The sequence below is a fragment of the Limosilactobacillus albertensis genome (genome assembly GCF_014145555.1).
In the GTDB taxonomy this organism is placed as follows: domain Bacteria; phylum Bacillota; class Bacilli; order Lactobacillales; family Lactobacillaceae; genus Limosilactobacillus; species Limosilactobacillus albertensis.
This window is the reverse complement of record NZ_JACIVD010000062.1, coordinates 66,309-90,977: the sequence shown is the minus strand read 5'-3', so window position 1 is coordinate 90,977 and position 24,669 is coordinate 66,309. Positions and strand designations below refer to the sequence as shown.

26 protein-coding genes and 1 tRNA gene are annotated in these 24,669 nt (G+C 37.9%); 5 read left to right on the top strand and 22 right to left on the bottom strand.

What is annotated here, in order from left to right; genetic code table 11:
- Positions 1-137 precede the first annotated feature (137 nt).
- From H5S41_RS05940 to H5S41_RS05930, 3 genes are read right to left on the bottom strand one after another with little or no spacing between them, the layout of a single operon-like run.
- The gene (locus tag H5S41_RS05940; RefSeq protein WP_182602689.1) at positions 138-1,130 is read right to left on the bottom strand and encodes a D-2-hydroxyacid dehydrogenase; all 993 of its coding nucleotides are present in this window, start codon (positions 1,128-1,130) and stop codon (positions 138-140) included.
- A 1-nt stretch (position 1,131) separates the two neighbouring features.
- On the bottom strand, positions 1,132-1,422 hold the full coding sequence (locus H5S41_RS05935; protein WP_182597903.1) for a GIY-YIG nuclease family protein: 291 nt from the start codon (positions 1,420-1,422) through the stop codon (positions 1,132-1,134).
- Positions 1,412-2,167 carry a tRNA1(Val) (adenine(37)-N6)-methyltransferase gene (locus tag H5S41_RS05930; protein ID WP_182602688.1) on the bottom strand — a complete coding sequence of 252 codons (756 nt, stop codon included), beginning with the start codon at positions 2,165-2,167 and terminating at the stop codon, positions 1,412-1,414. The genes H5S41_RS05935 and H5S41_RS05930 overlap by 11 nt, the downstream gene beginning before the upstream one ends.
- 94 nt (positions 2,168-2,261) lie before the next feature.
- On the opposite strand from H5S41_RS05930, the gene H5S41_RS05925 reads away from it, so the two are divergent.
- A complete protein-coding gene (locus H5S41_RS05925) occupies positions 2,262-2,900 on the top strand; it encodes a lysophospholipid acyltransferase family protein (protein ID WP_182602687.1) in 639 nt (212 codons plus the stop codon).
- 43 nt (positions 2,901-2,943) lie between these two features.
- Here the strand turns inward: H5S41_RS05925 and H5S41_RS05920 are convergent, their stop codons facing one another.
- Together H5S41_RS05920 and H5S41_RS05915 are read right to left on the bottom strand one after the other, a co-directional pair.
- Positions 2,944-3,171, bottom strand: coding sequence for a YneF family protein (locus tag H5S41_RS05920; protein WP_003666855.1), 228 nt, complete (start codon positions 3,169-3,171; stop codon positions 2,944-2,946).
- A 73-nt stretch (positions 3,172-3,244) separates the two neighbouring features.
- Positions 3,245-3,496: a DUF896 domain-containing protein gene (locus H5S41_RS05915; RefSeq protein ID WP_153709778.1), complete on the bottom strand. Its 252-nt coding sequence runs from the start codon at positions 3,494-3,496 to the stop codon at positions 3,245-3,247.
- Between the two features lie 127 nt (positions 3,497-3,623).
- Here H5S41_RS05915 and lexA point away from each other — a divergent pair, with 127 nt between their 5' ends.
- Positions 3,624-4,250 (top strand): transcriptional repressor LexA, encoded by a 627-nt coding sequence (gene lexA / locus H5S41_RS05910; protein WP_153709779.1) that lies wholly within the window; start codon positions 3,624-3,626, stop codon positions 4,248-4,250.
- A gap of 64 nt (positions 4,251-4,314) precedes the next feature.
- Here lexA and H5S41_RS05905 read toward each other — a convergent pair whose 3' ends face one another.
- Both H5S41_RS05905 and H5S41_RS05900 read right to left on the bottom strand, forming a co-directional pair.
- Positions 4,315-5,475, bottom strand: a complete 1,161-nt coding sequence (locus H5S41_RS05905) for a hydroxymethylglutaryl-CoA synthase (protein ID WP_182602686.1) — start codon at positions 5,473-5,475, stop codon at positions 4,315-4,317.
- A gap of 36 nt (positions 5,476-5,511) precedes the next feature.
- Positions 5,512-6,183: a ribonuclease H family protein gene (locus tag H5S41_RS05900; RefSeq protein ID WP_182602685.1), complete on the bottom strand. Its 672-nt coding sequence runs from the start codon at positions 6,181-6,183 to the stop codon at positions 5,512-5,514.
- A 161-nt stretch (positions 6,184-6,344) separates the two neighbouring features.
- Here H5S41_RS05900 and H5S41_RS05895 point away from each other — a divergent pair.
- Positions 6,345-6,432, top strand: a tRNA-Ser gene (locus H5S41_RS05895).
- 201 nt (positions 6,433-6,633) lie between these two features.
- Here the strand turns inward: H5S41_RS05895 and H5S41_RS05890 are convergent.
- The 7 genes from H5S41_RS05890 to uvrC form a co-directional block, all read right to left on the bottom strand.
- Entirely contained in the window at positions 6,634-7,251 is a 618-nt protein-coding gene (locus H5S41_RS05890; RefSeq protein ID WP_182602684.1) for a DUF308 domain-containing protein, read from the bottom strand.
- 112 nt (positions 7,252-7,363) lie between these two features.
- Positions 7,364-7,882, bottom strand: coding sequence for an adenine phosphoribosyltransferase (locus tag H5S41_RS05885; RefSeq protein ID WP_182602683.1), 519 nt, complete (start codon positions 7,880-7,882; stop codon positions 7,364-7,366).
- A gap of 17 nt (positions 7,883-7,899) precedes the next feature.
- Positions 7,900-10,227 (bottom strand): single-stranded-DNA-specific exonuclease RecJ, encoded by a 2,328-nt coding sequence (recJ, locus tag H5S41_RS05880; RefSeq protein WP_182602682.1) that lies wholly within the window; start codon positions 10,225-10,227, stop codon positions 7,900-7,902.
- A gap of 108 nt (positions 10,228-10,335) precedes the next feature.
- Positions 10,336-11,169, bottom strand: a complete 834-nt coding sequence (locus H5S41_RS05875) for an SDR family NAD(P)-dependent oxidoreductase (protein WP_182602681.1) — start codon at positions 11,167-11,169, stop codon at positions 10,336-10,338.
- Between the two features lie 15 nt (positions 11,170-11,184).
- On the bottom strand, positions 11,185-12,114 hold the full coding sequence (rnz, locus tag H5S41_RS05870; protein WP_182602680.1) for a ribonuclease Z: 930 nt from the start codon (positions 12,112-12,114) through the stop codon (positions 11,185-11,187).
- Between the two features lie 32 nt (positions 12,115-12,146).
- Positions 12,147-13,466, bottom strand: a complete 1,320-nt coding sequence (gene obgE, locus H5S41_RS05865) for a GTPase ObgE (protein WP_182602679.1) — start codon at positions 13,464-13,466, stop codon at positions 12,147-12,149.
- A 63-nt stretch (positions 13,467-13,529) separates the two neighbouring features.
- Positions 13,530-15,341: an excinuclease ABC subunit UvrC gene (gene uvrC, locus H5S41_RS05860; protein ID WP_182602678.1), complete on the bottom strand. Its 1,812-nt coding sequence runs from the start codon at positions 15,339-15,341 to the stop codon at positions 13,530-13,532.
- 143 nt (positions 15,342-15,484) lie between these two features.
- Between uvrC and H5S41_RS05855 the strand changes: the two genes are divergently transcribed.
- A complete protein-coding gene (locus H5S41_RS05855; protein ID WP_163705215.1) occupies positions 15,485-15,628 on the top strand; it encodes an SPJ_0845 family protein in 144 nt (47 codons plus the stop codon).
- A 42-nt stretch (positions 15,629-15,670) separates the two neighbouring features.
- Here H5S41_RS05855 and H5S41_RS05850 read toward each other — a convergent pair whose 3' ends face one another.
- The 8 genes from H5S41_RS05850 to rpsO all read right to left on the bottom strand — a co-directional run bounded on the left by H5S41_RS05850 (position 15,671) and on the right by rpsO (position 24,154).
- On the bottom strand, positions 15,671-15,970 hold the full coding sequence (locus H5S41_RS05850) for a nucleoside triphosphate pyrophosphohydrolase family protein (RefSeq protein ID WP_182597914.1): 300 nt from the start codon (positions 15,968-15,970) through the stop codon (positions 15,671-15,673).
- A gap of 1 nt (position 15,971) precedes the next feature.
- Positions 15,972-16,562, bottom strand: coding sequence for a ribosome biogenesis GTP-binding protein YihA/YsxC (yihA, locus tag H5S41_RS05845; RefSeq protein WP_182597915.1), 591 nt, complete (start codon positions 16,560-16,562; stop codon positions 15,972-15,974).
- A gap of 23 nt (positions 16,563-16,585) precedes the next feature.
- A complete protein-coding gene (gene clpX / locus H5S41_RS05840) occupies positions 16,586-17,836 on the bottom strand; it encodes an ATP-dependent Clp protease ATP-binding subunit ClpX (RefSeq protein WP_182597916.1) in 1,251 nt (416 codons plus the stop codon).
- Positions 17,837-17,975: 139 nt separating this feature from the next.
- The gene (gene tig, locus H5S41_RS05835) at positions 17,976-19,286 is read right to left on the bottom strand and encodes a trigger factor (protein ID WP_153710579.1); all 1,311 of its coding nucleotides are present in this window, start codon (positions 19,284-19,286) and stop codon (positions 17,976-17,978) included.
- A gap of 196 nt (positions 19,287-19,482) precedes the next feature.
- Positions 19,483-20,673, bottom strand: a complete 1,191-nt coding sequence (tuf, locus tag H5S41_RS05830) for an elongation factor Tu (protein WP_153710580.1) — start codon at positions 20,671-20,673, stop codon at positions 19,483-19,485.
- Positions 20,674-20,851: 178 nt separating this feature from the next.
- The gene (locus H5S41_RS05825; protein WP_182602677.1) at positions 20,852-21,757 is read right to left on the bottom strand and encodes a hypothetical protein; all 906 of its coding nucleotides are present in this window, start codon (positions 21,755-21,757) and stop codon (positions 20,852-20,854) included.
- A 169-nt stretch (positions 21,758-21,926) separates the two neighbouring features.
- A complete protein-coding gene (locus H5S41_RS05820; protein ID WP_182602676.1) occupies positions 21,927-23,708 on the bottom strand; it encodes a ribonuclease J in 1,782 nt (593 codons plus the stop codon).
- A 176-nt stretch (positions 23,709-23,884) separates the two neighbouring features.
- Positions 23,885-24,154, bottom strand: a complete 270-nt coding sequence (rpsO, locus tag H5S41_RS05815; RefSeq protein ID WP_003666833.1) for a 30S ribosomal protein S15 — start codon at positions 24,152-24,154, stop codon at positions 23,885-23,887.
- Positions 24,155-24,414: 260 nt separating this feature from the next.
- On the opposite strand from rpsO, the gene rpsT reads away from it, so the two are divergent.
- A complete protein-coding gene (gene rpsT, locus H5S41_RS05810) occupies positions 24,415-24,669 on the top strand; it encodes a 30S ribosomal protein S20 (protein ID WP_003666832.1) in 255 nt (84 codons plus the stop codon).

The following is a 24,669-nucleotide window of genomic DNA, read 5'->3' as shown; positions in this document are numbered from 1 at the left end:
CCCCAGTCTTCTCCTGGCAATGGGACTTAAATAAAGCACCCTCACCACCATCGTTCTGGGTGTGAAATTGGCGTGTAACACCGAAATATAGTATACAAAAAAGCTTACTACCTGACAAGCTTTTTCACTAACTTATTTTAAAATTTAACCAACTTATCAGATGTTCCAGTTGTAATTAAATCCAGATTAGCAGATAGGCTCATTTTAACCATGTTTTTAATGGCCTGGTCAGTATAAAATGCAATATGCGGTGTGATTAAAACATTTGGCCGTTTAACTAAATTCTTAAATTCATTATAATCAACACTCTGTTCGTCAATTTGCTGATTAAAGATCTTAGTTTCTCCAGTCATCACATCTAAAGCCGCTCCCCCAACTTTACCACTGTCTAATGCCGCAATTAACGCCTCTTCATCTACCAACGGCCCTCTTGCTGTATTAATAAGCAAAACTCCATCGCGCATCATTGAGAAGGTCTCTTTATTAAGCATCTTATCAGTTGCAGGAACATGAGGTAAGTATAGCGAGATAATAGTTGCACGTTTATATAATTCTTCTAAGCTAACATATTCGACAATTCCGTCTAGTTCTTTATTTTTGTGACGGCTATATGCGATTACCTTCGCGCCAAAACCAGCAAAAATTTTGGCAGCAGTCGATCCGATATTACCAGTTCCAACAATCCCTACTACTTGTTTATTCATTTCTTTAGCAATATGCGGCGCCCAATTATAGTCTCCCTTAGCTAGTTTTAGGTAAAATTCCTTTGTTCGGCGTAAAAGGTTAAGCGCTTGGGTAACTGAAAATTCCGCAATTGCAGCCGGTGAATAAACGGGAACGTTTGTAATTTGAAAACCCAGTTCAGTTGCCAACTGGTGGTTAATATTGTCTACTCCAACATTTCGTAAGGACATTTTGGTAATTCCATTTAAAGCTAATTGCCGTAACGCTTCGTCTGGATAAGGTTTTTGCTGAAAAACAACAACCCCATCGCTTCCTTTAGCAAGTTGAACACTCTTTTCATTCAAAAGTTCTGTTGTTGTTTCAACAGTAACTTTTGGATGCTCATCCTGCCACTCCTTAATATAAGGTACTTCATCGCGGTATACACCATATACATAAATTTTCATATCAATTCCTCCGTAAATTTAATAAATCAACGCCATGTTCTTTTAGGTAATTTTCTTTTTGGCGTCGCGTTTGATGCTTGAAATGGTATTCAGCACTTAAAGCATCATGTTTTGATGTGAATTCCTCTGAATAAATAAGTTTTAGCGGATGCCGTTTCTTAACACGCGTATACTTTGCTCCCTGATAAACTTGGTGTGCATGAACACGGCGTTCAACATTATTAGTAAATCCGCAGTAAAGGGTATTATCAGCACAGTAAAGGACGTAAATATAGTAATTCTCACTTGCCATATAATAGCTCCTGAACTGCAGTAGTATAACTACCATCACTTCCATGAACGATCAACGGCGGGACAATTTTCATTCCTCCCGGCTTCCCATCTTTAATCAGCTCAAGTAATAAAATATTAGCATCTCGATCCGGTTTAGGATAAATAAATTGTACTCTTTTAGGCGCCAATCGATTTTTCTGACAAACTTGAAGAATTTCGCCTAAACGATCCGGACGGTGAACAAGATAGCCATGTCCGTTCATCTTTAATAACCCGCTCATCTTTTGAATAACCGTTGTTAAATTAGTAGCTATTTCATGACGCGCAATTGCCAACGCTTTATTAGGATTTTTTTGACTTTGAGCTGTAACCGGAAAATAGGGAGGGTTGCAGAGAACAATATCAACTGAATCTTTTGGAACGTATTCATTAATATTAGCAATGTCATCATTAACAACTGTGTAACGATCTTGTAAGTTATTTAATGCGATTGACCGGCTTGCCATATCAGCAATTTGGGGTTGCAATTCCACTTCCGTAAAGGTTCCCCCTAATTTATCATGAAGGAAAAGACCAATTGCACCATTGCCAGCACATAGATCAACAATTTTTATTTTTTGCCGATGATTCACGCGAACAAAATCAGCTAATAATACTGCATCCAGTGAAAAAGCAAAATAATGAGGGTTTTGTATTATTCGTACATCTTGACTATATAATTGATCAATTCTTTCATCTTTTTTTAAGATTCTTTTATTTTCCATTCTTTTCTCCATTATTTTTATACTTGCAAGATTAACTTTTTTTCGTCATACTGATGAACGAAAACTTTATTTTGTTATAGATTGGAAGATTAACATGCTCTATACTTTCCTTGTAAAAATCGTTAATCCATTTTTAACACTGATTAACGGTCGGCCCCAAATATATAATCGGGAAAAAATTCCAGATGGCAATTATATTATTATTGCTCCTCACCGTACATGGATGGATCCTGTACTTCTAGCTCTTGCTGTTTGGCCTAAAAAATTCAGTTTTATGGCTAAAAAAGAGCTCTTTAAAAATCCGCTTGCTAGTCGGTTCTTAAAAGCGCTTAATGCTTATCCGGTTGATCGAAAGAATCCTGGCCCTTCTGCAATCAAAAAACCAGTTACTATTTTAAGGAAAACAGATCTATCGACAATTATTTTCCCGAGCGGATCACGTTATTCATCGAAACTAAAAGGAGGCGCGACTGTTATTGCAAAAATGGCTAATGTTCCTTTAGTTCCCGCCGTTTACCAAGGGCCATTAAAGTTTAGCCAATTGTTTACTCGCAAGCCACGTCACATTGCATTTGGCGACCCAATTTACATTGACCGTAAGCAGCGACTTACTCCTGAGGTACAGGCTGATTTGGAAAAACAAATGCAAGACGCCTTTGACAAGCTCGATAAACAGATTAATCCCGAATACAAATATATTGTTCCGCCTAAACCTAAAGACGATGAATTTTAATTTGCTAAATAAAAGGATGTGATAAAAATCACATCCTTTTATATTATTTACGATTTGATTTTTTTGCTTGTGCTTTCATCGCTTGCATCATTTGATGTAATTTACGACTTGATGGTTTTTGCCCCATTTGAAGCATCATTGTCCGCAGCATCTCTTCCGAAATCGGTGGATTATTGCGGAGGTAGTTTTCCATGTATTTACGTGCACCAAAGAAGCCGATAACTAAACCGACTAATAGTGCAAGAATCATTAGCATGATCGTCATACCCACAATTACTTCCTCCTTTGCTCGTTACCTATCCATCTTACACGAAAGAGTAATTTTTGAAAAGGCTAAATTGTCTTTAATCATCACGAAGCCCTTTTTTACGTTGAATTTCACGAACTTTTTCTGGCGTTACTTCTTTACCCTCTTTATCAAAGATCCGCATCATTTCAATGTTGCTACGCATTGCTTCTCGGAAATTCTTCAAATATTCCTTTCGCAAACGTTCTCGTTCTTTTGTTTCTTCTTCGGTTAGACCTTCTTCTTTATTTTTATGAGCAAGCTCATTGATTCGCTTTAAAAGCTCCTCTTGTTCTTTAGATTCAGCCATCATATCATCTCCTTAGCAAGACTGATTTTACTTATTTTATAAAAATAATGCAAATCACGAACGTACGTTTGAAATATGCGTTCATCTATGATAAGCTTAACACAATTAATGATAATGAGGTGTCAATATGGCAAAGGCAGCGAAAAATAAACAAATGGCCGTACTAAATTATATCCATAAACAAGTTGAAGATCACGGATATCCACCGACTGTCCGCGAGATTTGTAGTGCTGTCGGATTATCTTCTACATCCACTGTTCACGGACATATTTCCCGCTTAATTGAACAAGGTTTCTTGCAAAAAGACCCTTCTAAACCACGAGCCTTAGAAATCACTCCAAAGGGTCTTGATATTTTGGGAGTAAAGCCTACCCAAAAGGAAATTCCAATGCTAGGTGTAGTTACAGCTGGTCAACCGATTTTGGCAGTTGAAAATGCTACTGAATTTTTTCCGATACCTCCTACCATTCAAGATAACAATGACCTTTTCATGCTTACTATTCGCGGTACTAGTATGATCAAAGCCGGAATCTTTAACGGTGATCAAGTTATTGTCCGTAAACAGGCTACAGCCAAAAATGGCGAGATTGTTATTGCAATGAACGATGACAATGAAGCAACCTGCAAACGATTTTACAAGGAAAAAGATCGGTTTCGTCTACAGCCAGAAAACGACACTATGGAACCTATCTTCTTAGATAATGTTAAGATCTTAGGCAAAGTCGTCGGCTTATTCCGTGACCATATCTTTTAGAGATACTTATAAAAAAGCAACTGGAGATAACATAAAGTTCCAGTTGCTTTTTACGTTTAAAATATTATTTGATTTGATAAATACGCTGATGATTTTTCTGCCCTTTCAAGATAAAAGGTGAATGATCATTGGCGTCATCAAATTCAATATCTTTATCATTCATTCCTAATTGGCTGTTAAACATTTTTTCATACTGGGCTACCGACACTTGCTGACGATTTGCTAATTCTTGTGCAACATCATTCATATATTTCTGATACCCCTCTTCTAAAATTCCAGTGTAAAATTCCCCTTCGGCACCAGAACCATAACTGAACAGTCCGATCCGGCTACCTGCTGTTAGATCTTTACTATTTTGAAGAAGCGACATCAGCGATAAATATAAGGATCCTGTATACAGGTTACCAACTTTCCGCGAAAAAAGTTGGCTAGCTGTTAATTCGTCTCGTAAATGATTTGCTGTTTCATCATTTCGGTCACCCAGCAACCCTTCAAGACCCTTTTTACCCATTTTAGTAAACGGCATATGAAACGTAAGTGCTGCAAAATCTTCAAGTCCGCGTCCAGTTAATTGCTGGTAACGGTTAAATGTCTGCAAGAAGAAATCGATATAAACATTTGTTGAGTATTTTCCATCAACTAATGCTTCTGTTGCATACAGGGGCCGCCAGAAATCCATAATATCCTGACTATAAGCGACGGTTGTATCCTCTAGCGATAAAAGGTGAGGATTAGAAGAAATTAACATTGCTACTGCCCCAGCGCCTTGTGTAACTTCCCCAGGAGTATTTAACCCATAGCGCGCAATATCAGCTGCGATCACAAGAACGGTTTCTTGAGGATTGAGTGCTACTAATCCCTTGGCAAATTGTATGCCGGCCGTTGCCGAATAACATGCTTCTTTCATTTCTACTGTTCGCGTGAAATCATTAAGCCCCAGTAATTGCTTAATATAAATAGCACTTGCTTTAGAATTATCAATTCCGGATTCTGTAGCAACAATTACCGTTGAGATATTTTTAGCCAAGTCAGGGGTTAGTAATTTCTGCGCAGCTGCCGCACCTAAAGTAATAATATCCTGCGTTGGTGGCACAACGGCTTGCTGATCTTGGCCAATCCCAATCGTAAATTTATTAGGATCTACACCCCTCTCCTTTGCTAATTCAACAAGGTCTACATATTCATTTGTCGTTGCAAATGCCATTCTATCAATACCAATTCTCATTTCTCTCATCCTTTTACTAAGATTATTTATTTAATATTATAACTTATCCATTGTTTGATTTAATAATTCATCAACCTGATTATTTCCAGCATTAGTCGAATGTCCCTTAGTCCAATCAAAATGTAGATCAGTAAATTGAGGCAGAAGGTGAGCTATCTCTTTCCACAGCATTTGGTTTGCCACTGGCTTACCACTAGTGGTTACCCATCCACAACGCTGCCAGTTAGTTAACCACCCTTGAACAATCGGGTCAAGAACATAGTGTGAATCTAAAATTGCAATAATTTTTTTGTTTTGTAAATTAAGTGTTATTAACTTCTTTAACGCATGAACCAACGCTGTTATTTCCATCTTATTATTTGTTGCGCCCAGCTCACCATCAGTACCTGTATAATTTTTATCGTTAGTCTGAATTAAGTATGCCCAAGCTGCCTTATCATCACTTTTAACGTGTTGACCTAATTTATTTCCATGGTTGCGTGAACCACCATCAGTATAAATGTAGATAGCATCAGAAGCATTTATACTTTTTTGAATTGGCATCACAGTTTTCTCTTGTGCATTTAACCATTGCTGAGCATCTGTAAGCGTTGCGAATCCTTTAAATTTAGCATTAGGATACCCGTTAACCTGTCTTTGACATTCTGCCCAGCTTTGATAAATTCCCGGTTGCCGTCCTTTTTTGACTGCATAATATTTCTTTACCATAAAAATCCCCTATTAAACTTTTAAAACGTTATATCATACATTAAGATATCATATCAGTTCAAAATTGTTTCTGCAAAACTAACCTTCCTATTTTCACTACTATCTAAGAATTCCTTTACGCTTTATTATTTTTTTGTTACAATAATAAAGTTAATAGATATGGAGACATACTCAAGTGGCTGAAGAGGACGGTTTCGAAAACCGTTAGGCGTGTAAAAGCGTGCAGGGGTTCAAATCCCCTTGTCTCCTTTTTGAAAAGAATTGCTGATATTCAATAGTTGTTAAAATATTGATATATCAGCTTTTTTTATTTTTAAATTTGCATTATATAACACTACTTTTAATCTATTTAGCAAAGCAGTTATCAAAACCTAAATCGTCATGTTATTATGTTGGATTTACACTGATAATAAAAAGGCAGCTAACTTGTATTGGTTAGCTGTCGTTAAATTAGTTTTGATCCGCAATATCATAGGTTGTTTTTCCATCTTTAGCAGTATAGAGCGCCTTACTTGAATCACCGGGGTTCATAATGCTTATCGAATAACCATCCCCTAATGCTTTTGAAACTTGTCCTGAATTGCTTTTAATTGATTTGGTTAAGTTTGACCATCCCATTTGTTCAGCTTGGCTAGGATCCTGTGCTAATGCCTTCAATGCCTCAACTGTATTATCATCTGTCGGGGTAATTTGGAATGTTTTGCTATCTTCATTATAGTCAACAGTCCCAAGTTTTGAATATCCCTTTTGCATTTGCCGCAAAACAGCCATCGTTTTATTTTCTTGTTGTGCTTCATTAGCACTTGAGTTGCCAAGAGCAAAGCCATTAGAGAAAGAAGAAAAACTATTTGATTGTGCGACACGAGAAGATGAACTACTTTGATTAGTTGCCGTAGAATTATTGTGGTGGAAATAAGGTAGGTTGATCGCACCATAAACGATCGCAATAATACTTAAAACGACAATAATGGTTCCACTCTTCCATTCACGGTATTGTTGCCATGAGTTAGCAAGGTAAAACCCACCAAGAATTAAAAACAGTGCACCCATTATTACTAGAAAAATCATAAATTAACTTACTCCTTTTTATTTACATATTGATATTGTCTCGCATTGTCCTTACTGATACAACTAAAAATTTAAAAAGAAAAAAGGCCAGTTTTCCAGCCCCTCCTCCTGATTAAAATTCCATCAATGCTTTCATATCGTAATCTTTAATCTTATCACGACCATGAAGATCTTTTAATTCGATTAAAAATGCGCAGCCAACTACAATGCCACCCATTTGTTCAACCATATCAATAGTTGCCGAGATCGTTCCACCAGTAGCTAAAAGATCGTCTACAACTAAAACACGTTGTCCAGGTTTAATCGCGTCAGCTTCCATTTGAAGAGTAGCAGTTCCGTATTCCAAACTATAAGTTGCACTAATTGCTTTACGAGGCAGTTTCCCTTTTTTTCGTGCTGGCGCAAAGCCTACTCCCAACTCACGAGCAATAGGGCACCCAACGATAAAACCACGCGCTTCTGGTCCTACTACCATATCAACTTTTTTATCTTTAGCATAATTAACTAATTCGTCGGTTGCTTGCTTAAAAGCAGCCCCATCAGCCATCAATGGCAGGATGTCGCGGAAAATAACGCCTTTTTCTGGATAATCCGGAACACTAGCTACATATTTGTAAAGGTCTAAAGCCATGAGATAAATAGTCTCCTTCAATCTAAATTAAGATATTGTAATAACCATTTGGCAACAGTTGCTGTGTCATTAAACAATAACTGCTGTTCAATTTTGTACTGTGCTAATTGTTTTTTATACCGTTTTGTTTGTGTTAAATCAGTTTTATCAACTAAATTATTAAAGCTCAACACATCACTCTTTATTGTAACAAATCCAGCCTCAGAAAACACTTGAATCATAAAATTTAATCGATCAATATTAATTTTTAAATAACGACTAATTGCTTGTAACTGAGCAGACCAATTCAATTGTTTCTGTTTATAAATAAATCGATAAAGCTGGGCAAAATCTGTCCGTGACGGGAGTCCAGCCAAATATGCACTTTGGCGTTGGTAGAGTAATAACCGAATAACTGCTGGTTCTCCTTTATCTGCTTCAAAAATCTCTTTTAATGTTTCTTCGCTAACCGGACAATCAACTAAGGCAACCCTTTTACCTGCAAAGTCTATTTGCCGGGCTTCCTCGACCGATAGTGCATGTCCTGGCGTAACATGAGGTGCAATGTTTTCACGTAGTTTAGATTCCTGAACAATATAATAATCATGGGCCGTAAACAATTGCGGTGTAAGTTTGTTTGTACGCTCATCAACAATTACCGTTCCATTAATCTGTAAATCTTCTAGCATTAGTTGAATGCTTTGCTTTCCTCGCCATTCATTCAAACTAATCTTTACTGCCAAATTAGTTTCCCCAGTCGGCGAATTTAAAAGCGGTGCTAAGTCTCCCTGGCCGAATGCCACGACAGTAATTTTACCTGTTTCAGCAATTATCGAAAACCTTAAATGCTGACCATCCTGCCCCATTGTTTTTACGTCAGCAATTTGAACACCATTTAGCCTAAAAATAGGTTCTATATTTCCCGGACCAAATGGAGCAACACGTTGAATGTCATTATATAATTGCAGATTAATATCATCCGGATTGATTGACATAGCAATTGGTAAAACCTGTTTTACAGTTTGATCAAACCTCTGTTGCTCTGCTTCATCCTCTAAGGCACTTTCTAAAGCACTAATGTTGTCTTCAGTGAATGATAGTCCACATGCTGCAGGATGACCGCCAAATGTTGTAAATAGTTCCCGATGAGCTTCTAATGCCTTAAATAAGTTAAAAGCTTCAGGACTTCTCCCAGACCCCTTTACTACACTTGGATTTTGTTTATCCATTGAAGCGATAATTGTGGGCTTGCCGGTTTTATTCATAATCCGGCTTGCTACAATGCCCAAGACCCCTTGATGCCAGTCTTTACCAATAATTAATAAGATCTTTTTATTTTGGTTCTCAACGCTGCTCGCCTGTTTATCAGCCTCTACCATAATCTTAGCAACCAACTGTTGACGTTCTTTATTAGCTTGATCAACTTCCTTAGCTAGTTGCTGAGATTCATCCTCATCTAAACTCGTTAATAATTTAACGCCATCATTAGCATCTGCTATTCGCCCAAGGGCATTTAACCGTGGTGCAATTCCAAAACCAATATCCTGGTCAGTAAGATTAGCCGGGTTAATGCCTGCAAGCTTCATTAAAGCTGCCAATCCCGGCCGCATTCCCTGACGTAATTGTTGAATACCATAAGTAATTAATGCATGATTTTCACCCGTAACATTAACTACATCTGCAATTTCGCCAATAGCAACCAAATCAAGCTGTTCAACCGGAAATTCATCAGTTAATGCCCAGGCTACTTTAAATGCGACTCCTACGCCAGACAAGTCTGGAAAAGGATAATCACTGCCGGGATAACGCGGATGAACAATTGCTACTGCATTAGGTAATTCAGCAGGCAGCTCATGGTGATCGGTGACGATAACATCAACACCTTTTTTCATTACTTCATCGATAACATCTTTCCCGCTCACACCATTATCTACGGTAATAAAAAGCTGCGTTCCATCATTAATCAGTCGTTGGTAAGCTTGGGCATTGGGACCATAACCATCAGTAAAACGATTAGGAACATAATAATTTACGTTAGCCCCAATCGATACCAATGTTTCATACATTAAGGCCGTACTTGTAATCCCATCTGCATCATAATCACCGTAGACCGTAATTTGTTCCTGGTTTTCAATTGCCTTTTCGATTCGTTCAACAGCCTTATCCATATCATGTAGCTGATGCGGATCATGGATTTCATCCATTGTTGGTTTAAAATATTTTTTTGCTTGTTCGACATTATTAATCCCACGCTGAACCAATAACGTTGCTAATATTTTAGAAATCCCTAATTCCTTTGTTAAAACATTGATAGTATCTGATGAATTATTGTCTGCAATCTGCCACTTAAACTTTGCATCAATCATTTAAATTAAACCACCATTTCAACACCAAACTAAACAAGAGGCTGGGAAATCTCAGTCTCTTTGTTTTTTACTTTATTATTTCAATTATCTGGACAACCATCATCAAGGTTACAAATTTTTCTTATCTTGTTGGAAGTCAAAAAACTTTTTAATAGCCCAATCGCCTAAACCAGGGATAACTTGGTAAGCCCAGCCAAGATATGCCACGTATCCTGGAACATTGATTTCTCGTGTTTTATACCCTACATTATTCCAAATTCGACGCGCTAAATCTTCTGGGGAAATAAACATCCATTTTGGCAAATGAGCGCGATAAGTGTAGTCATTATCAGCTTTATCAAAGAACGGTGTATCAATTGGTCCCGGATTTACTGTTAATACTTGAACCCCATAATCCGCTACTTCCATTCGCAAAACATTATCAAATTGAATTACTCCCGCCTTAGTTGCCGAATAAACAGCACTATTTGGCGTTGGAAGTTTTCCGGCTAATGAACCCATATTAATAATTGCACCATACCCTTGGTCCATCATTTGCTTAGCGACACAGCGGCTAATATACATTAACGCTAATAAGTTAGTATGAACCATTTTTTCCATCGACTGGTATGATTCTTTAACGACAGGAATAAAATCACCTAACCCAGCAGAATTAATTAAAACATCAATTCCGCCTACTTCATGCTGAACCTTTGAAAGAACAGCATCAATTTGATCAGGGTCAGTAACATCAAGCTGGTAGGCAAATGCCGGTCGACCAGATAATATCAAACATTTTTTCGCTACTTCTTGTAACTTTTCCAGATTACGAGCAGCAACTACTACTATCGCACCACGACGGGCAGCTTCAAAAGCCAATTCTCTCCCAATTCCGCTTGAGCCACCTGTAATTAATACTACTTCATTTCGTAAAAAGCGTAACATCTTTACTCTTTTTAACATTTTCGCCATCTCTTTTCATTTTTTGAATGGAATATCAATCACATCAAAGTCATTCACAACGCGAGTATCAGGAACAATATTTCGAACTTGATAAGCTAACTGGTAAGCAGCCTTGCCTGTATAGCGGGCCGAAATATGATTTAATAATAATTTTTTTACGCCAGCTTTTTTAGCAATTTCAGCTGCTTGTTTACTAGTTGAATGGTAGTAATTATGGGCCATTTTTGTTTCATCTTTGGCAAAAGTACTCTCATGTACTAATACATCAGCGTTCTGTGCTAATAACACAGCATTATGTGTTTGTCTTGTATCGCCTAAGATAGCAACAATTCTCCCTGGTTGCGGTTTCCCAATAAAATCATGACCATCTAAGGTGCGGCCATCAGGAAGCGTTACTGTTTTTCCTGCTTTCAGCTGACCATAAATCGGCCCCGATGGCACATTTTGTTCTCGCAATTTTTCAACTTGTAGTTCTCCAGGATGATCAGCTTCTTCAATCCGATAACCAAAGCAGGCAATTTTATGATCCAATTTACGAGCAATTACTCTAAAACCATGATCATTAAATAATTCGCCATCATCAGTTAATTCAACAAAGTGCAAGGGATAGCTTAATCGCGATTCGCTTACTTGTAAAGAAGTTTGGACATATTGCTTTATGCCAACTGGCCCATAAATCGTTAATGGCTCAGTCCCTCCTTGGAATGAACGAGAACTTAATAATCCTGGTAGTCCAAAAATATGATCGCCGTGTAAATGAGTAATGAAAACTTTTTCTATTTTACGTGGACGAATAGTTGTGTGCAGAATCTGATGTTGCGTAGCTTCACCAACATCAAACAGCCAAATTGCATTCCGCTCTTCTAATAATCGCAACGCAACACTTGCTACATTACGCTGCTTACTTGGTGAACCGGCGCCTGTTCCTAAAAATTCTAGTTGCATTGATAACTTTCCTACCTTCGTTACATATAATTTTACTGAATAAATTCAAAGACAAATTTCTCGATTCTTACAAGGTCGCCATCTTGGACACCCTTAGCTCTTAACGCATCATCAACCCCCATGTGCCGCAATTGACGAGCAAACCGTAGTTGACTTTCTTCATGAGTTAAGTCAGTCATCTTAAATAACCGAATAAGCTTCTCACCGCCAAGGACCCACGTACCATCTTCATCTTTAGTGATAGTAAAGTCAGCCGTGCTATCTGCCTTCTCAGGGGCAGCTGCACGATATTCAGCAGTAAGCTCTTTATCATGGCTTTCACTATCAAATGATGGTGTCTTATCCAATAGGTCAGCGGTCAATTGCATTAATTGCTGAACGCCTTGGTGGGTTACCGCTGAAATTGGGAATATTTCAGGTTGACTTTCTAAAGTCTTATCTGTGGCTAAGTCTGCTTTAAATGTAGCTAAATTATCATCGGAATTAGGTAAGTCCATCTTAGTAGCTACTACTATTTGTGGACGTTTTAATAATTCTGGATCATAATTTGCAAGCTCTTTATTAATTTGCCGGTAACGTTCAATCGCTTGGTGCGGATCTTCACTACTCATATCAACAAGATGAAGAAGAACACGGGTCCGTTCGATATGCCGCAGGAACTTTAATCCAAGTCCAACACCTTTGGATGCCCCCTCAATTAATCCAGGCATGTCTGCCATTGCAAAATCACGGCCATCCGGTAGCATTACCATCCCCAAATTAGGAGTTAGCGTTGTAAATTCATATGCGGCAATCTTAGGTTTAGCACCAGTTACAACTGATAATAATGTTGATTTTCCAACAGACGGGAATCCAATTAAACCAACATCGGCTAGCATTTTTAGTTCTAGTTCTAAATAATGATCTTCTCCCGGTTCACCATTTTCTGCAATTTCTGGAGCCGGATTCTTAGCACTAGCAAAATGGATGTTTCCACGGCCACCACGACCACCGTTAGCAACAACGAGTTCTTGGCCCTGCTCAACTAGGTCACCAACAATTTCACCGGTATCCAAGTCCCTAACGGTTGTTCCTTGGGGTACAGCAATAACAGTATCTTCAGCACTTGGCCCCGTCATTTGTTTACTCATTCCATTGCCACCGTTTTTTGCCTTAAAGATTCGGTGGTAGCGAAAGTCCATTAAAGTCCTTAAACCTTCATCCACTTTTAAGATAATGCTACCGCCACGGCCCCCATCACCGCCAGCAGGACCACCGTTTGGAACATATTTTTCGCGACGAAACGCAACCATTCCATCGCCACCCTTACCAGCATGTACTTCAATCTTTATTTGATCAACAAACATATTCATAATGAATGTCTCCGTTCTTTAGTCTAATATTTAGTATATTTAAAAATTTAATGTGTGTCAAAATCAGTCATGACTACTTCGTTTTGCTACTTCCGCATTTTTTTGAAGTGATACTTTGATTAATTGTGCTGTTGAACGATTAATTCCTAATGAATGAATCTCATCAACTGACGCTTGGGCAATTTTAGTAATTGAGCCGTACTTTTTTAGTAACTTTGTCCGTGTTCGTGGACCGACACCTTTAATCTCATCTAACCGTGAACTTAGAGAGTGCTTTGTATGAACACGGCGGTGAAATGTGATAGCAAATCGGTGAACCTCGTCTTGAATCCGTTGAACTAAGTAAAAGCCCTGACTACGCGGATTCAGGTTAATATGATGATCATCATCACCAAATAATAGATCAGCAGTCTGGTGCTTATCATTTTTCACCATTCCTACTACTGGAATATCAAGCCCTAATTCATTTTCTAATACATCCTTAACTGCATCCATTTGAATCTCACCGCCATCCATGAAAATCATATCAGGCATGGGCTTATTTTCTTTTAATAACCTCGAATAACGACGACGAATAACTTCCCTTGTACTAGCCGCTTCATCAGCATGATTAACTACGGTTTTTAACTTATACTTACGATAAAAGTTTTTCGCGGGCTCCCCATTAATAAATACAACCATCGCACTTACCGGATCAGCTCCTTGAATGTGGGAATGATCAAAAGCTTCAATTCGGTGTCCTTCCGGAAGGCCAAGTGCATCTGTAATCTCCTTCATTGCACCGGTTGTTTTACTTTGATCCATTTCTAATAAGCGGAATTTTTCATCAAGCGACAACCGTGCATTCTCCTGGGCCATCGCTAACAGGTCCCGTTTCTCCCCACGGACTGGTGTCCTAACCGGCACCCCTAGGATCTCACTAATTTCTTTATTAGGAAGCCCTTTAGGCAACAATATTTCATGAGGCAAGATATTATTCCGTCGATTATAAAATTGAAGAATAAAGCTGGTCATTTCTTCTGTTGCTGTATCAACAATTGGAAATAATTTTTTCTCCCGTTTCATCAATCGTGCTTGCCGGATAAAGAAAATCTGAATTGATAGCCATCCTTTATCCATATAGAAATTAAATAAGTCACGCGGTGTTTTATCATTTGAAATAATCTTTTGTTTTTCAACAGTCACCTCAATGTAATGAAGCTGGTCACGAATTTCAGCGGCGCGCTCAAATTCCATGCTATCGGCTGCTTTGAGCATCTTGTCGGTTAATTGTCGCTTCACTGTGGTGGTATTCCCATTTAGGAATGATTTAATTCTTTTTATTTGGTGATCATACTCGCTTTGCGGAACCTTTTTAAAACAAGCTCCCAAGCATTGACCCATATGATAATACAAGCAAGGACGCCCCTGATACCCATTACAGCGCCTTAATGGGTAAACCTTTTGGATAAAATGCATTGTCTCTTCAGCGGCATAAACATTCGGGTATGGACCGAAGTAGTATCCGCCATCTTTTTTTATTTTACTTACAATTTTAATTTGCGGATCATGCTCATTGGTTATCTTTATGTAAGGATAGCCGGTTCCTTTTTTTAACTTAATATTAAAATACGGTTGATGTTTTTGAATTAACGTTATTTCAAGTAAAAAGGATTCCTTATTAGTAGAAGTTACGATTGTTTCAAAGTCTGCAACCTCTGATACCATTTTAGCAACTTTACCAGTATGACTACTCTTAAAATATGAGCGCACTCGATTTTTTAAATTTTTAGCTTTACCAACATAAATTATCTGATCATTAATATTTTTCATCAGGTAGCATCCTGGCTTGTCAGGTAACAATGCTAGTTTATGCTCTAAATGTTCACTGGCCATAGTAGAATCCCTCCGAAAAATTTGTTAACACTATATTATATCTGAAAAAGCATTACCTTGGCAAAAGAAGTGTTTATAAATAATTGTTATTTATTAAGATTTATGCTAGCATTTTGTCAAATATAGAAAAGGAGCTTTTACAAATGGGATTAGTCACTAGAAGAAACGAGCAGCTCGACAAATTATTTGATCAATTTGCAGTTGACCCGAAAAAGCCAAAAGCAAAAGTAGAAAAAGTGGATAAGGATAAGAAAAAGAATACCGACAAAGCAGATAAGAAAGATTAAAAATAAGCGGAGATGTGATGAATTCATATCCCCGCTTATTATTTAACCTTGTTTTTTGAAACCAGCTGGATATCGCCGATTTAACTCGTTAATGTTTGCTTTAGCTACTTCTTCAAACGGAATATCTGCCCATTCTGCTATCTGGGATAAGTACCATAAAACATCACCCATTTCATGAATGAGTTCTTTGCGATCTAACTTACGTCCCCGAAAAGTATAATTTTTTACTAAATCAACAACTTGTCCTGACTCACCTGCTAATCCTAATGCACAATTCGTCAGTACTTGTTCGTTTCCATATAAGGTTCGTTTTGCTGCATTTTGATATTCATTAAAATCCAACTTAGTTCTTCCCCATTCGCTCTTCAATCCATTGCCAAACATCATCTTTACCCTTTTTTTCTGTCGCCGAGAATAAAATAATCGGTGTCGACTTATCAACTTCAAGGGTCTTTTTGATAAGACTTAGCTGACGGTTCCACGCACTCCGCTTTACCTTATCAATTTTAGTTCCAACAACCAATGTCGGAATATTATAATATTGTAGCCAATTATACATATTAACATCGTCAGGAGTTGGTGCATGTCGAGCATCCACTAATTGGATAACTCCACGCAATTGCTCACGCTGGGTCAAATACTGCTCAATCATTTGCCCAAAACGCTCTCGTTCCTTTTTTGAAACCTTTGCATACCCATAACCTGGCACGTCAACAAAATATACTTTATCTTCAACATTATAAAAATTTAAAGTTTGTGTTTTACCAGGCTGGCTTGATGTATGAGCAAAATTCCGCCGATTAATTAAAACATTGGTTAATGATGATTTTCCAACATTAGAACGACCAACTAATGCAATTTCTGGAATATTAGTTTTTGGATACTGCTCATCACTTACCGCACTAATTGTCAAATCTACATTGTGAACTTCCATGCCAATCCCTCATCTCCTACCTTTTAAGAAGCTTTTTCGTCTTTTAAAACGTAACGAGGTTCTGTATGCTGAGTTACACACCGTTTATCAATAATAACTTTTTCAACATCCTTGCGACTTGGTAAGTCAAACATTACATCTCGCATAACATCTTCAATAATCGAGCGCAACCCACGAGCACCGGTATTACGTTTTATTGCTAACTGCGCCATTGCCCGCAATGCACCATCAGTAAAGGTTAATTCACTGCCATCAAGACGGATTAACTCTTTATATTGCTTAACTAGGGCATTCTTAGGCTCTGTAAGAATTCGAACGAGGTCATCTTCATCAAGTTTCTCAAGAGCCGTCATTACTGGTAATCGACCAATAAATTCTGGAATTAATCCAAATTTAAGTAGGTCCTCAGGAATAACATGTTGCAATATATTCTTATCAGTAACAGTTTCAGCTTCTCGGGAATCCGTACCAAATCCAATTGTCTTATCTCCAAGACGTTCTTTGACAATTGTTTCGATCCCATCAAAGGCTCCACCTACAATAAAGAGAATATTTTTAGTATCTACTTGAATAAACTCTTGCTGTGGATGTTTTCGTCCCCCCTGAGGCGGTACATTAGCAATTGTTCCTTCAAGAATCTTTAATAGAGCTTGCTGAACCCCTTCACCTGAAACATCACGGGTAATTGATACATTTTCACTTTTCTTAGCGATTTTATCAATTTCGTCAATGTAGATTATTCCTTTTTCTGCTCGCTCAACATCAAAATCGGCTGCCTGGAGCAACTTTAGGATAATATTTTCAACATCTTCACCCACATAACCAGCTTCAGTTAATGTAGTTGCATCTGCAATAGCAAACGGTACATTAAGGATTCGTGCTAATGATTGGGCAAGATATGTTTTCCCTGAACCTGTTGGCCCAATCACCGCAATGTTACTTTTCTGCAATTCAGTATCATTATTATCGCCACTCATCATAGCATTGACACGCTTATAGTGATTATAGACAGCAACTGCTAATGTTTTCTTTGCATCGCCTTGACCAATTACATAATCATCAAGCTCTGCAACAATTTCTTCTGGCGTTGGAACACGAAATGCCTTTTTTGCTTCATCTTCTGCTAGTTCTTGATCAATAATTTGTTTACAAAGGTCTACACATTCGTTACAAATATAAACACCAGGACCAGCAACAATTTTTTTCACTTCATCCTGGGATTTTCCACAAAATGAACAGTGAACTGAATCCATACCACTGGTATCTTCAAACATAAATGGACCTCCTCTAAGACTTATTAAAACATAATAACAAAATTACCGTTTAATTTCGACTAATTAAACTCTCCTTGGCAAAAAAAACGCCCAATCAAAGTGATTGGACATTTTGATTAGTAATCATTAAGCTAATTACTTATTTGTCAGACTTTTTATCGTCCTTAACTTGCTTTGCTGAATCAGCAACCAAGTCAACTGCCTTCCGAATCTTGATGTCATGAGTCAACATATCATTTGATAATGCCTTCTTCACAGCATCTTCTTCCATTCCATATTGCTTAGCAAGATCAGAAACTTCCTTAGCAATTTCGTCTTCAGTAGCATCTAACTTAGCATCGTCAACAATTGCTTCTAATACAAGGTTAGTTTTTACACGTTGTGCAGCATCATTAGCAAATTGCTTCTTCAAGTCTTCTTCTTTTGTACCAGTAATTTGGAAGTACATTTGAGGACTAATTCCTTGTTGTTGCATACCAGCTAAGTATTGTTGCATTTGACGGTTAGTATCATCATCTAACATTGCTTGTGGAATATCTTCAATTTCAGCATTAGCAACAGCCTTGTTAATAGCAGCGTCTTCAATGGCAGCCTTTGCTTGATTATCCTTTTCTTCTTGAAGTTGTTTCTTAGTCTTTTCCTTCAATTCTGCTAAAGTATCAACGTCTTCGTCAACATCCTTTGCAAAATCATCATCAAGTTCTGGTAATTGCTTTTCCTTGATTTCGTGGATCTTAACTTCGAATAATGCGTCTTTACCTGCAAGGGACTTTTCATGGTAATCTTCAGGGAAAGTAACATTTACATTAACATCTTCATCAGCATTGTGACCAATTAATTGATCTTCAAAGCCAGGAATGAATGATCCTGATCCCAATTCAAGAGAATAGTTTTCTGCAGAACCACCATCAAACTTCTTGCCATCTACACTACCAGTATAGTCAATAACAACTGTGTCACCCTTTTCAGCTGGCTTGTCTTCTTTTAATACAAGTTCAGCTTGTTGTTGACGCTTAGTTTCAAGTGCGTCATCAACGTCAGCATCAGTAACAGTAGTGTCTTGAGCTGGAACTTCCATACCCTTATATTCGCCTAATTTTACTTCTGGCATAACGTCAACTTCAGCAGTTAATACCCATGGTTGACCCTTTTCCATACTCTTAATATCAATCTTAGGTTGATCAACAGGTTGGATATTAGTTTCTTTTACAGCTTCGTTATATGCATCAGGCAATACCTTGTTTAATGCATCTTGATATAATGATTCTTCACCGTACATTTGGTTAAAGATTTGACGTGGGACACGACCCTTCCGGAATCCCGGAACAGTAATCTTTTTACGAGTTTCAACGAATGCTTCGTCAATTCCCTTGTTAATAGTGTCGACATCAATTTCAAATGTCAATGTACCTTTGCTGGCATCGCTATCGCGTTCCCATTTTGCTGACATTTTATTTCCTCCAATAACAAATCAATTTGACCAATTAATAAAAATAATTAGTCTTTACATACTATATTAGTTTACCGTAGGAGACCAGTAATTGCAACTTATTGCGAGCTGATCAACTAGTTATTTTTCAAATAAATTTCCTAAAGAAAAAAGACTTGGGAAAACCCAAGCCTTTTTAGCGCACATGCACTTAAAATTAGTCTAAGATGTCAGATACAACACCGGCACCAACAGTGTGTCCACCTTCACGAATAGTGAACTTAAGACCCTTTTCAAGAGCAACTGGCTTTTGTAAGTTAACAGTAAATGTAACGTTATCACCAGGCATAACCATTTCTACACCATCTGGTAATTCAATAGTACCAGTAACATCAGTTGTGTGGAAGTAGAATTGTGGACGGTAGTTTGAGAAGAATGGAGTGTGACGACCCCCTTCTTCCTTGGTCATAACATAAACTTCACCCTTGAAGTTCTTGTGAGTTTGGATTGAACCTGGTTCAGCCAAAACTTGACCACGTTGGATTTGATCGTGTGAAATACCACGAAGAAGTACACCAACGTTGTCCCCAGCTTCACCAAGGTCAAGAGTCTTGTGGAACATTTCCAAACCAGTAACAGTTGACTTAAGAACGTCATCAGTTAAACCAACGATTTCAACTTCGTCACCGATCTTAACAGTACCACGATCGATACGACCGGAAGCAACAGTACCACGACCAGTGATAGTAAATACGTCTTCGACAGGCATCATGAATGGCTTGTCAGTAGGACGCTTTGGAGTTGGAATGTAATCATCAATAACATCCATTAAGTGAAGGATAACCTTTTCTTGTTCTGGGTCACCTTCAAGTGCCTTAAGAGCGGAACCACGAATAACTGGAATATCATCACCAGGGAAATCGTATTCGCTAAGTAAGTCACGAACTTCCATTTCAACTAAGTCAACTAATTCGTCATCGTCAACTAAGTCAGTCTTGTTTAAGAAGACAACGATGTATTGAACACCAACCTGACGAGCAAGAAGAATGTGTTCACGAGTTTGTGGCATAGGACCATCAGTAGCAGCAACAACAAGGATAGCACCATCCATTTGTGCAGCACCAGTGATCATGTTCTTAACGTAGTCAGCGTGTCCAGGGGCATCGATGTGTGCGTAGTGACGCTTTTCAGTTTCGTATTCAACGTGGGCAGTGTTGATAGTGATACCACGTTCCTTTTCTTCTGGAGCAGCATCGATATCAGCGTAATCTTCTGCCTTTGCTAAACCTTTGGCTGCCAATACCTTTGTAATAGCAGCAGTTAAAGTAGTCTTCCCGTGGTCAACGTGGCCAATAGTACCAATGTTAACGTGGGGTTTTGTACGTTCATAATGTTCTTTTTCAGCCATTAATGAAAACCTCCTGATAATTTACAAGTATAATGCCAGTACACCATAAACGGTGGCCGACATACCCTTATACATATTGTACAACTTCTTTTCGCCAATTGAAAGCTTTAATCTTAGGCTCTGAAGAAGAATTCTTAAATATAATATCAACTATCTGCGCATTTGTAAATGTATTTGACTAATGTTTTTCCATTAATTCATCAATCTGTTCTCCTAAACGGGATTGCCACTTAGCTGCGCCAGACTTTTCTTTAATTGTTTTTCCTTCGATTCGTCCGATTAAAATATTAATCCATTCATCAATATCAACAATCGTTTGTTCTACCCGCGGATATAAAAACATTACCTGTAATTGAAATTCCTGGCTTGCTAGCCTTTCCGTTTGCGGATTCTGATTTCCGCATTTAATTGAAATTAATCTTTTTCCCTCAGCAACAATCGGTAATCCATTTAACGGTAATAAATCAGCTGGTATTACGGTATACTCGGTTTTATCTAGCCAATAAATAGTAACCGGATCGTTCACCTGTAATTTACATAACAATTCAACTAAACTCGATTTTACAAGCGGATGAGTATACGGATCACGCAGTAAGAATTTAGAGCCTGTAATAAATTCATTTAACGGTAATTTAAAGGCTGCTTGCAACCTACTCTGCTGCTCAGTAAGAGAATAATCACCCAGATGGTAAAAGTCTCGCAATCGCGCCTGCAGTGTCTCCTGATATTCTTGGCGCGACTTTTCTTCGCCTGCAACTACTAGGGACAATAACTTATCTTGCCACTGAGAAAGGTTACTAATTACCTGTCTTGCTAAAACAAACAATTCATTTTGAACTAAAATACTAATAGCAATCTGAGCATCTGTAAAATCATCAAACATCACTTCTAAATACTCAAATAAATACGTACATGCCCTTGTGAACTGTTGTGTATGATATAGGGCAATAATAGTTAATCGCCCTACTTCAGAATCATCGACTTCAGTTACGAGTTCCTCTAAAATTTCACTAGCATCTTGCCACTGCTCTTCGTCAACTAATTTTTTAGCTTGGAGGTATTTATCTTGTTGGGCTTCATTCATCGTATCACCCTTTTTTCTAAATCAAATGCAATCTTCATCATTTTTAATTATGACACGTTCAAATATATATTCACACAAAAAGAAATTTATTTATTGAGACACATAAAGGCTGAGAAAAAACTTTTTGCTTTTTCCCAGCCTATTAGCATAATAGCAACATCACTTATAATTATTTATTTTCTCTTGCCGCTCGCTTTTTACCACGGCCACGATGATGTTCTTTATTTGACCGTTGTTTTGCTGGGGCTTCTTCTTTTTTCTCAGCAGCATTCTTATTTCTCTTTGCATGCTGATTAATTTCCATAATTACTGGTAAGATTACCGGATGACGCTTTGTCTGATCGAATAAGAAACGGTTCAGCTTATCACGAACATCTTGTTTTAAGTGGCTCCAGTCAAATTCTTTTTGGTCAAGATTTTCTTGCACAATTTTTTCTACTAGGTCCGCACTTTGTTGCATAAGCTGACGATTAGTCTTAACAAACACAAAACCGCGAGATGTAATTTGCGGACGGGCCACAATTTTCTTCTTCTTACGATCAATTGTTGCTACAACAACGAAAATCCCATCTTCAGATAAAACACGCCGGTCACGGAGAACGATATTACCAATGTCACCAACACCCGTACCATCAATCATCGTATTACTTACATCGATATGTTCACCAACATGGAATTTACCGTTTTTATAAGTTAAAACGTCCCCTTTATTAACAATAAAGATATTTTCTTTAGGAATCCCAACTTTCTCTGCTAATTCAGCGTGACGATCCAGCAGTCGATATTCTCCTTGAATAGGAATAAAGAATTTTGGCTTCATAAAGTTTAACATCAACTGTTCATCATTTTGATTAGCATGTCCAGAAGGGTTTAAATCGTCAGAGATAAATTTAACTTCTGCTCCTGTCCGATAAATCATATCCTTTGTCTTTTGCACTTCTGTCTCTTGTGCATATGAAGGAGTTGTTGTTACAAACACAAGGTCTGTCCCTGTTAGTTGTAAATTAGGGTTATCGCCATTAGCAATTTGCTGTAAGGATTTGATTGGCTCACCCATTTTACCAGTCTCCAAAATAACAACCTGATTAGGCTCTAATTTTTCAGCTTCTTTTCGGCTAATAAAAAGATCATCCGGCAAGTCTAATTTACCTAAATCCATCGCTGTATCAATAATTTGTTCAATATCTTCACCAGACAAGACAATTTTACGATTTACTGCAATTGCTGCATTAATGATTTGCTGAACACGCATAATATTAGAAGCAACACTAGCAACAATAATTCGGCCATTTTGATACTTAAAAGTCTCTTTAATATACTCGCCAATATCTTGTTCTCGGGCAGACGCACCTGTGATTCCAGCCCCAGCAGAATCACTTAAAAGCGCCAACACACCTTGTGAGCCAATTTCGGCTAATCGCGCTAAATCCGTTTGATAACCCTTTTTAGCGGTTTGATCAAACTTAAAGTCCCCGGTGTAAACAATATTTCCTGCCTTAGTTTCTAAGACAATCCCCAATGTTTCAGGAATTGTGTGGGTTGTCTGGAAGAAAGAAACAGTCACATCGTTAAAATCAATCGCGGTTGAGGCGTCTACAACATGAAAATCCTTAAATTTCTTAACTTCTTTATGGCTCTTAACTGCCAGCTTTGCTAAAGCAATTGTCATTTCACTACCAAAGACTGGAACATTAAAGTCCATTAAGAAGTATGGCAAAGCTCCAATCGAGTCAGCATGTCCATGAGTTAAAAAGACACCAACAATTTTATCCTTATGCTCACGTAAATATTCCCAATCAGGAATGACAACATCTATTCCCATCAACTCATTTTCTGGGTACTTTAATCCAGTATCTAAAATAAAAATTTGGTCTTCAATCTCAACGGCATACATGTTCTTTCCATTTTCACGTACACCACCAAAAGGAATAATCTTAATATTATTATCCATTGATTTGGCTCCTTTGATATTTAGTTTTGAACCTCTTACTAACTAATCGTATATCAGTAAGAATTTTCTATCGTTCATAATAGCTATAAATATCTTACCACAATCAATGAGAATTATGGAATAAAAACAAAAACACCCTACCTTCAAATAAAGGTAGAGTGCCTGAGCAATAGTAATTACCGACGTAAGCCTAACTTTTGAATAAGTTCACGGTATGCAGGTAAGTCAGTCCGACGTAAGTAAGCTAATAAGTTACGACGGTGACCGATCTTCTTCATTAAACCACGTTGTGAGTGGTAATCATGCTTGTGTGTACGAAGGTGGTCGTTCAATTCGTTAATATCTGCAGTTAAAACAGCAACTTGAACTTGTGTTGAACCAGTGTCTCCTTCGTGTGTTGCAAATTCCTTAATAATTTGATCTTTACGTTCTTTTGAAATAGCCATGCTATTTTCCCACCTTTCAATATTTATCCGCCTAAGTTCTAAGTATAACGTCGGTGAGGATCGCTAAACTGAGAAGAGGCAATTGCTACTTTATTGAAGTAACCTATACAAATATACATAATATTTCTTAATGATGCAACTATTTCTAGTAAATTTTGACTTGATCCGCGTTAGCTATTGCATTGCTGGCTAGTCTTTTGTATAATGACAAATGTTGAAAATTCTGGTCAACTGAAAATCGGGTAACGGAGGTGAAACTCATGCCAATCATCAAATCAGCAATTGAACGTGTTCGGACTAGTGAAAAAGCTGAAGCACGGAATGCTTCACAATTAAGCCAAATGCGGACTGCTATTAAGAAGTTCGACAAGGCAAAGCTTGCTGGCGCAGATAACCTTGATGACTTATACAAGGCTGCTATTTCAGCAATTGACCGTGCCCACTCTAAGGGTCTTATCAAGGCTAACAAGGCTGCACGTGACAAGTCACGTCTTTCAGCACGTTACGCTAAGTAA

Coding starts and splice junctions, on each gene's coding strand:
- rnz (WP_182602680.1), bottom strand. CDS start 12,114: ATGCAACTAGAATTTTTAGGAACAGGCGCCGGTTCACCAAGTAAGCAG.
- H5S41_RS05925 (WP_182602687.1), top strand. CDS start 2,262: ATGCTCTATACTTTCCTTGTAAAAATCGTTAATCCATTTTTAACACTG.
- H5S41_RS05935 (WP_182597903.1), bottom strand. CDS start 1,422: ATGGCAAGTGAGAATTACTATATTTACGTCCTTTACTGTGCTGATAAT.
- H5S41_RS05890 (WP_182602684.1), bottom strand. CDS start 7,251: ATGATTTTTCTAGTAATAATGGGTGCACTGTTTTTAATTCTTGGTGGG.
- lexA (WP_153709779.1), top strand. CDS start 3,624: ATGGCAAAGGCAGCGAAAAATAAACAAATGGCCGTACTAAATTATATC.
- H5S41_RS05905 (WP_182602686.1), bottom strand. CDS start 5,475: ATGAGAATTGGTATTGATAGAATGGCATTTGCAACGACAAATGAATAT.
- H5S41_RS05855 (WP_163705215.1), top strand. CDS start 15,485: ATGGGATTAGTCACTAGAAGAAACGAGCAGCTCGACAAATTATTTGAT.
- H5S41_RS05915 (WP_153709778.1), bottom strand. CDS start 3,496: ATGGCTGAATCTAAAGAACAAGAGGAGCTTTTAAAGCGAATCAATGAG.
- H5S41_RS05900 (WP_182602685.1), bottom strand. CDS start 6,183: ATGGTAAAGAAATATTATGCAGTCAAAAAAGGACGGCAACCGGGAATT.
- yihA (WP_182597915.1), bottom strand. CDS start 16,562: ATGGAAGTTCACAATGTAGATTTGACAATTAGTGCGGTAAGTGATGAG.
- recJ (WP_182602682.1), bottom strand. CDS start 10,227: ATGATTGATGCAAAGTTTAAGTGGCAGATTGCAGACAATAATTCATCA.
- H5S41_RS05820 (WP_182602676.1), bottom strand. CDS start 23,708: ATGGATAATAATATTAAGATTATTCCTTTTGGTGGTGTACGTGAAAAT.
- clpX (WP_182597916.1), bottom strand. CDS start 17,836: ATGTTTGAAGATACCAGTGGTATGGATTCAGTTCACTGTTCATTTTGT.
- obgE (WP_182602679.1), bottom strand. CDS start 13,466: ATGAATATGTTTGTTGATCAAATAAAGATTGAAGTACATGCTGGTAAG.
- H5S41_RS05875 (WP_182602681.1), bottom strand. CDS start 11,169: ATGTTAAAAAGAGTAAAGATGTTACGCTTTTTACGAAATGAAGTAGTA.
- rpsT (WP_003666832.1), top strand. CDS start 24,415: ATGCCAATCATCAAATCAGCAATTGAACGTGTTCGGACTAGTGAAAAA.
- tuf (WP_153710580.1), bottom strand. CDS start 20,673: ATGGCTGAAAAAGAACATTATGAACGTACAAAACCCCACGTTAACATT.
- H5S41_RS05930 (WP_182602688.1), bottom strand. CDS start 2,167: ATGGAAAATAAAAGAATCTTAAAAAAAGATGAAAGAATTGATCAATTA.
- uvrC (WP_182602678.1), bottom strand. CDS start 15,341: ATGGCCAGTGAACATTTAGAGCATAAACTAGCATTGTTACCTGACAAG.
- H5S41_RS05825 (WP_182602677.1), bottom strand. CDS start 21,757: ATGAATGAAGCCCAACAAGATAAATACCTCCAAGCTAAAAAATTAGTT.
- H5S41_RS05885 (WP_182602683.1), bottom strand. CDS start 7,882: ATGGCTTTAGACCTTTACAAATATGTAGCTAGTGTTCCGGATTATCCA.
- rpsO (WP_003666833.1), bottom strand. CDS start 24,154: ATGGCTATTTCAAAAGAACGTAAAGATCAAATTATTAAGGAATTTGCA.
- H5S41_RS05940 (WP_182602689.1), bottom strand. CDS start 1,130: ATGAAAATTTATGTATATGGTGTATACCGCGATGAAGTACCTTATATT.
- tig (WP_153710579.1), bottom strand. CDS start 19,286: ATGTCAGCAAAATGGGAACGCGATAGCGATGCCAGCAAAGGTACATTG.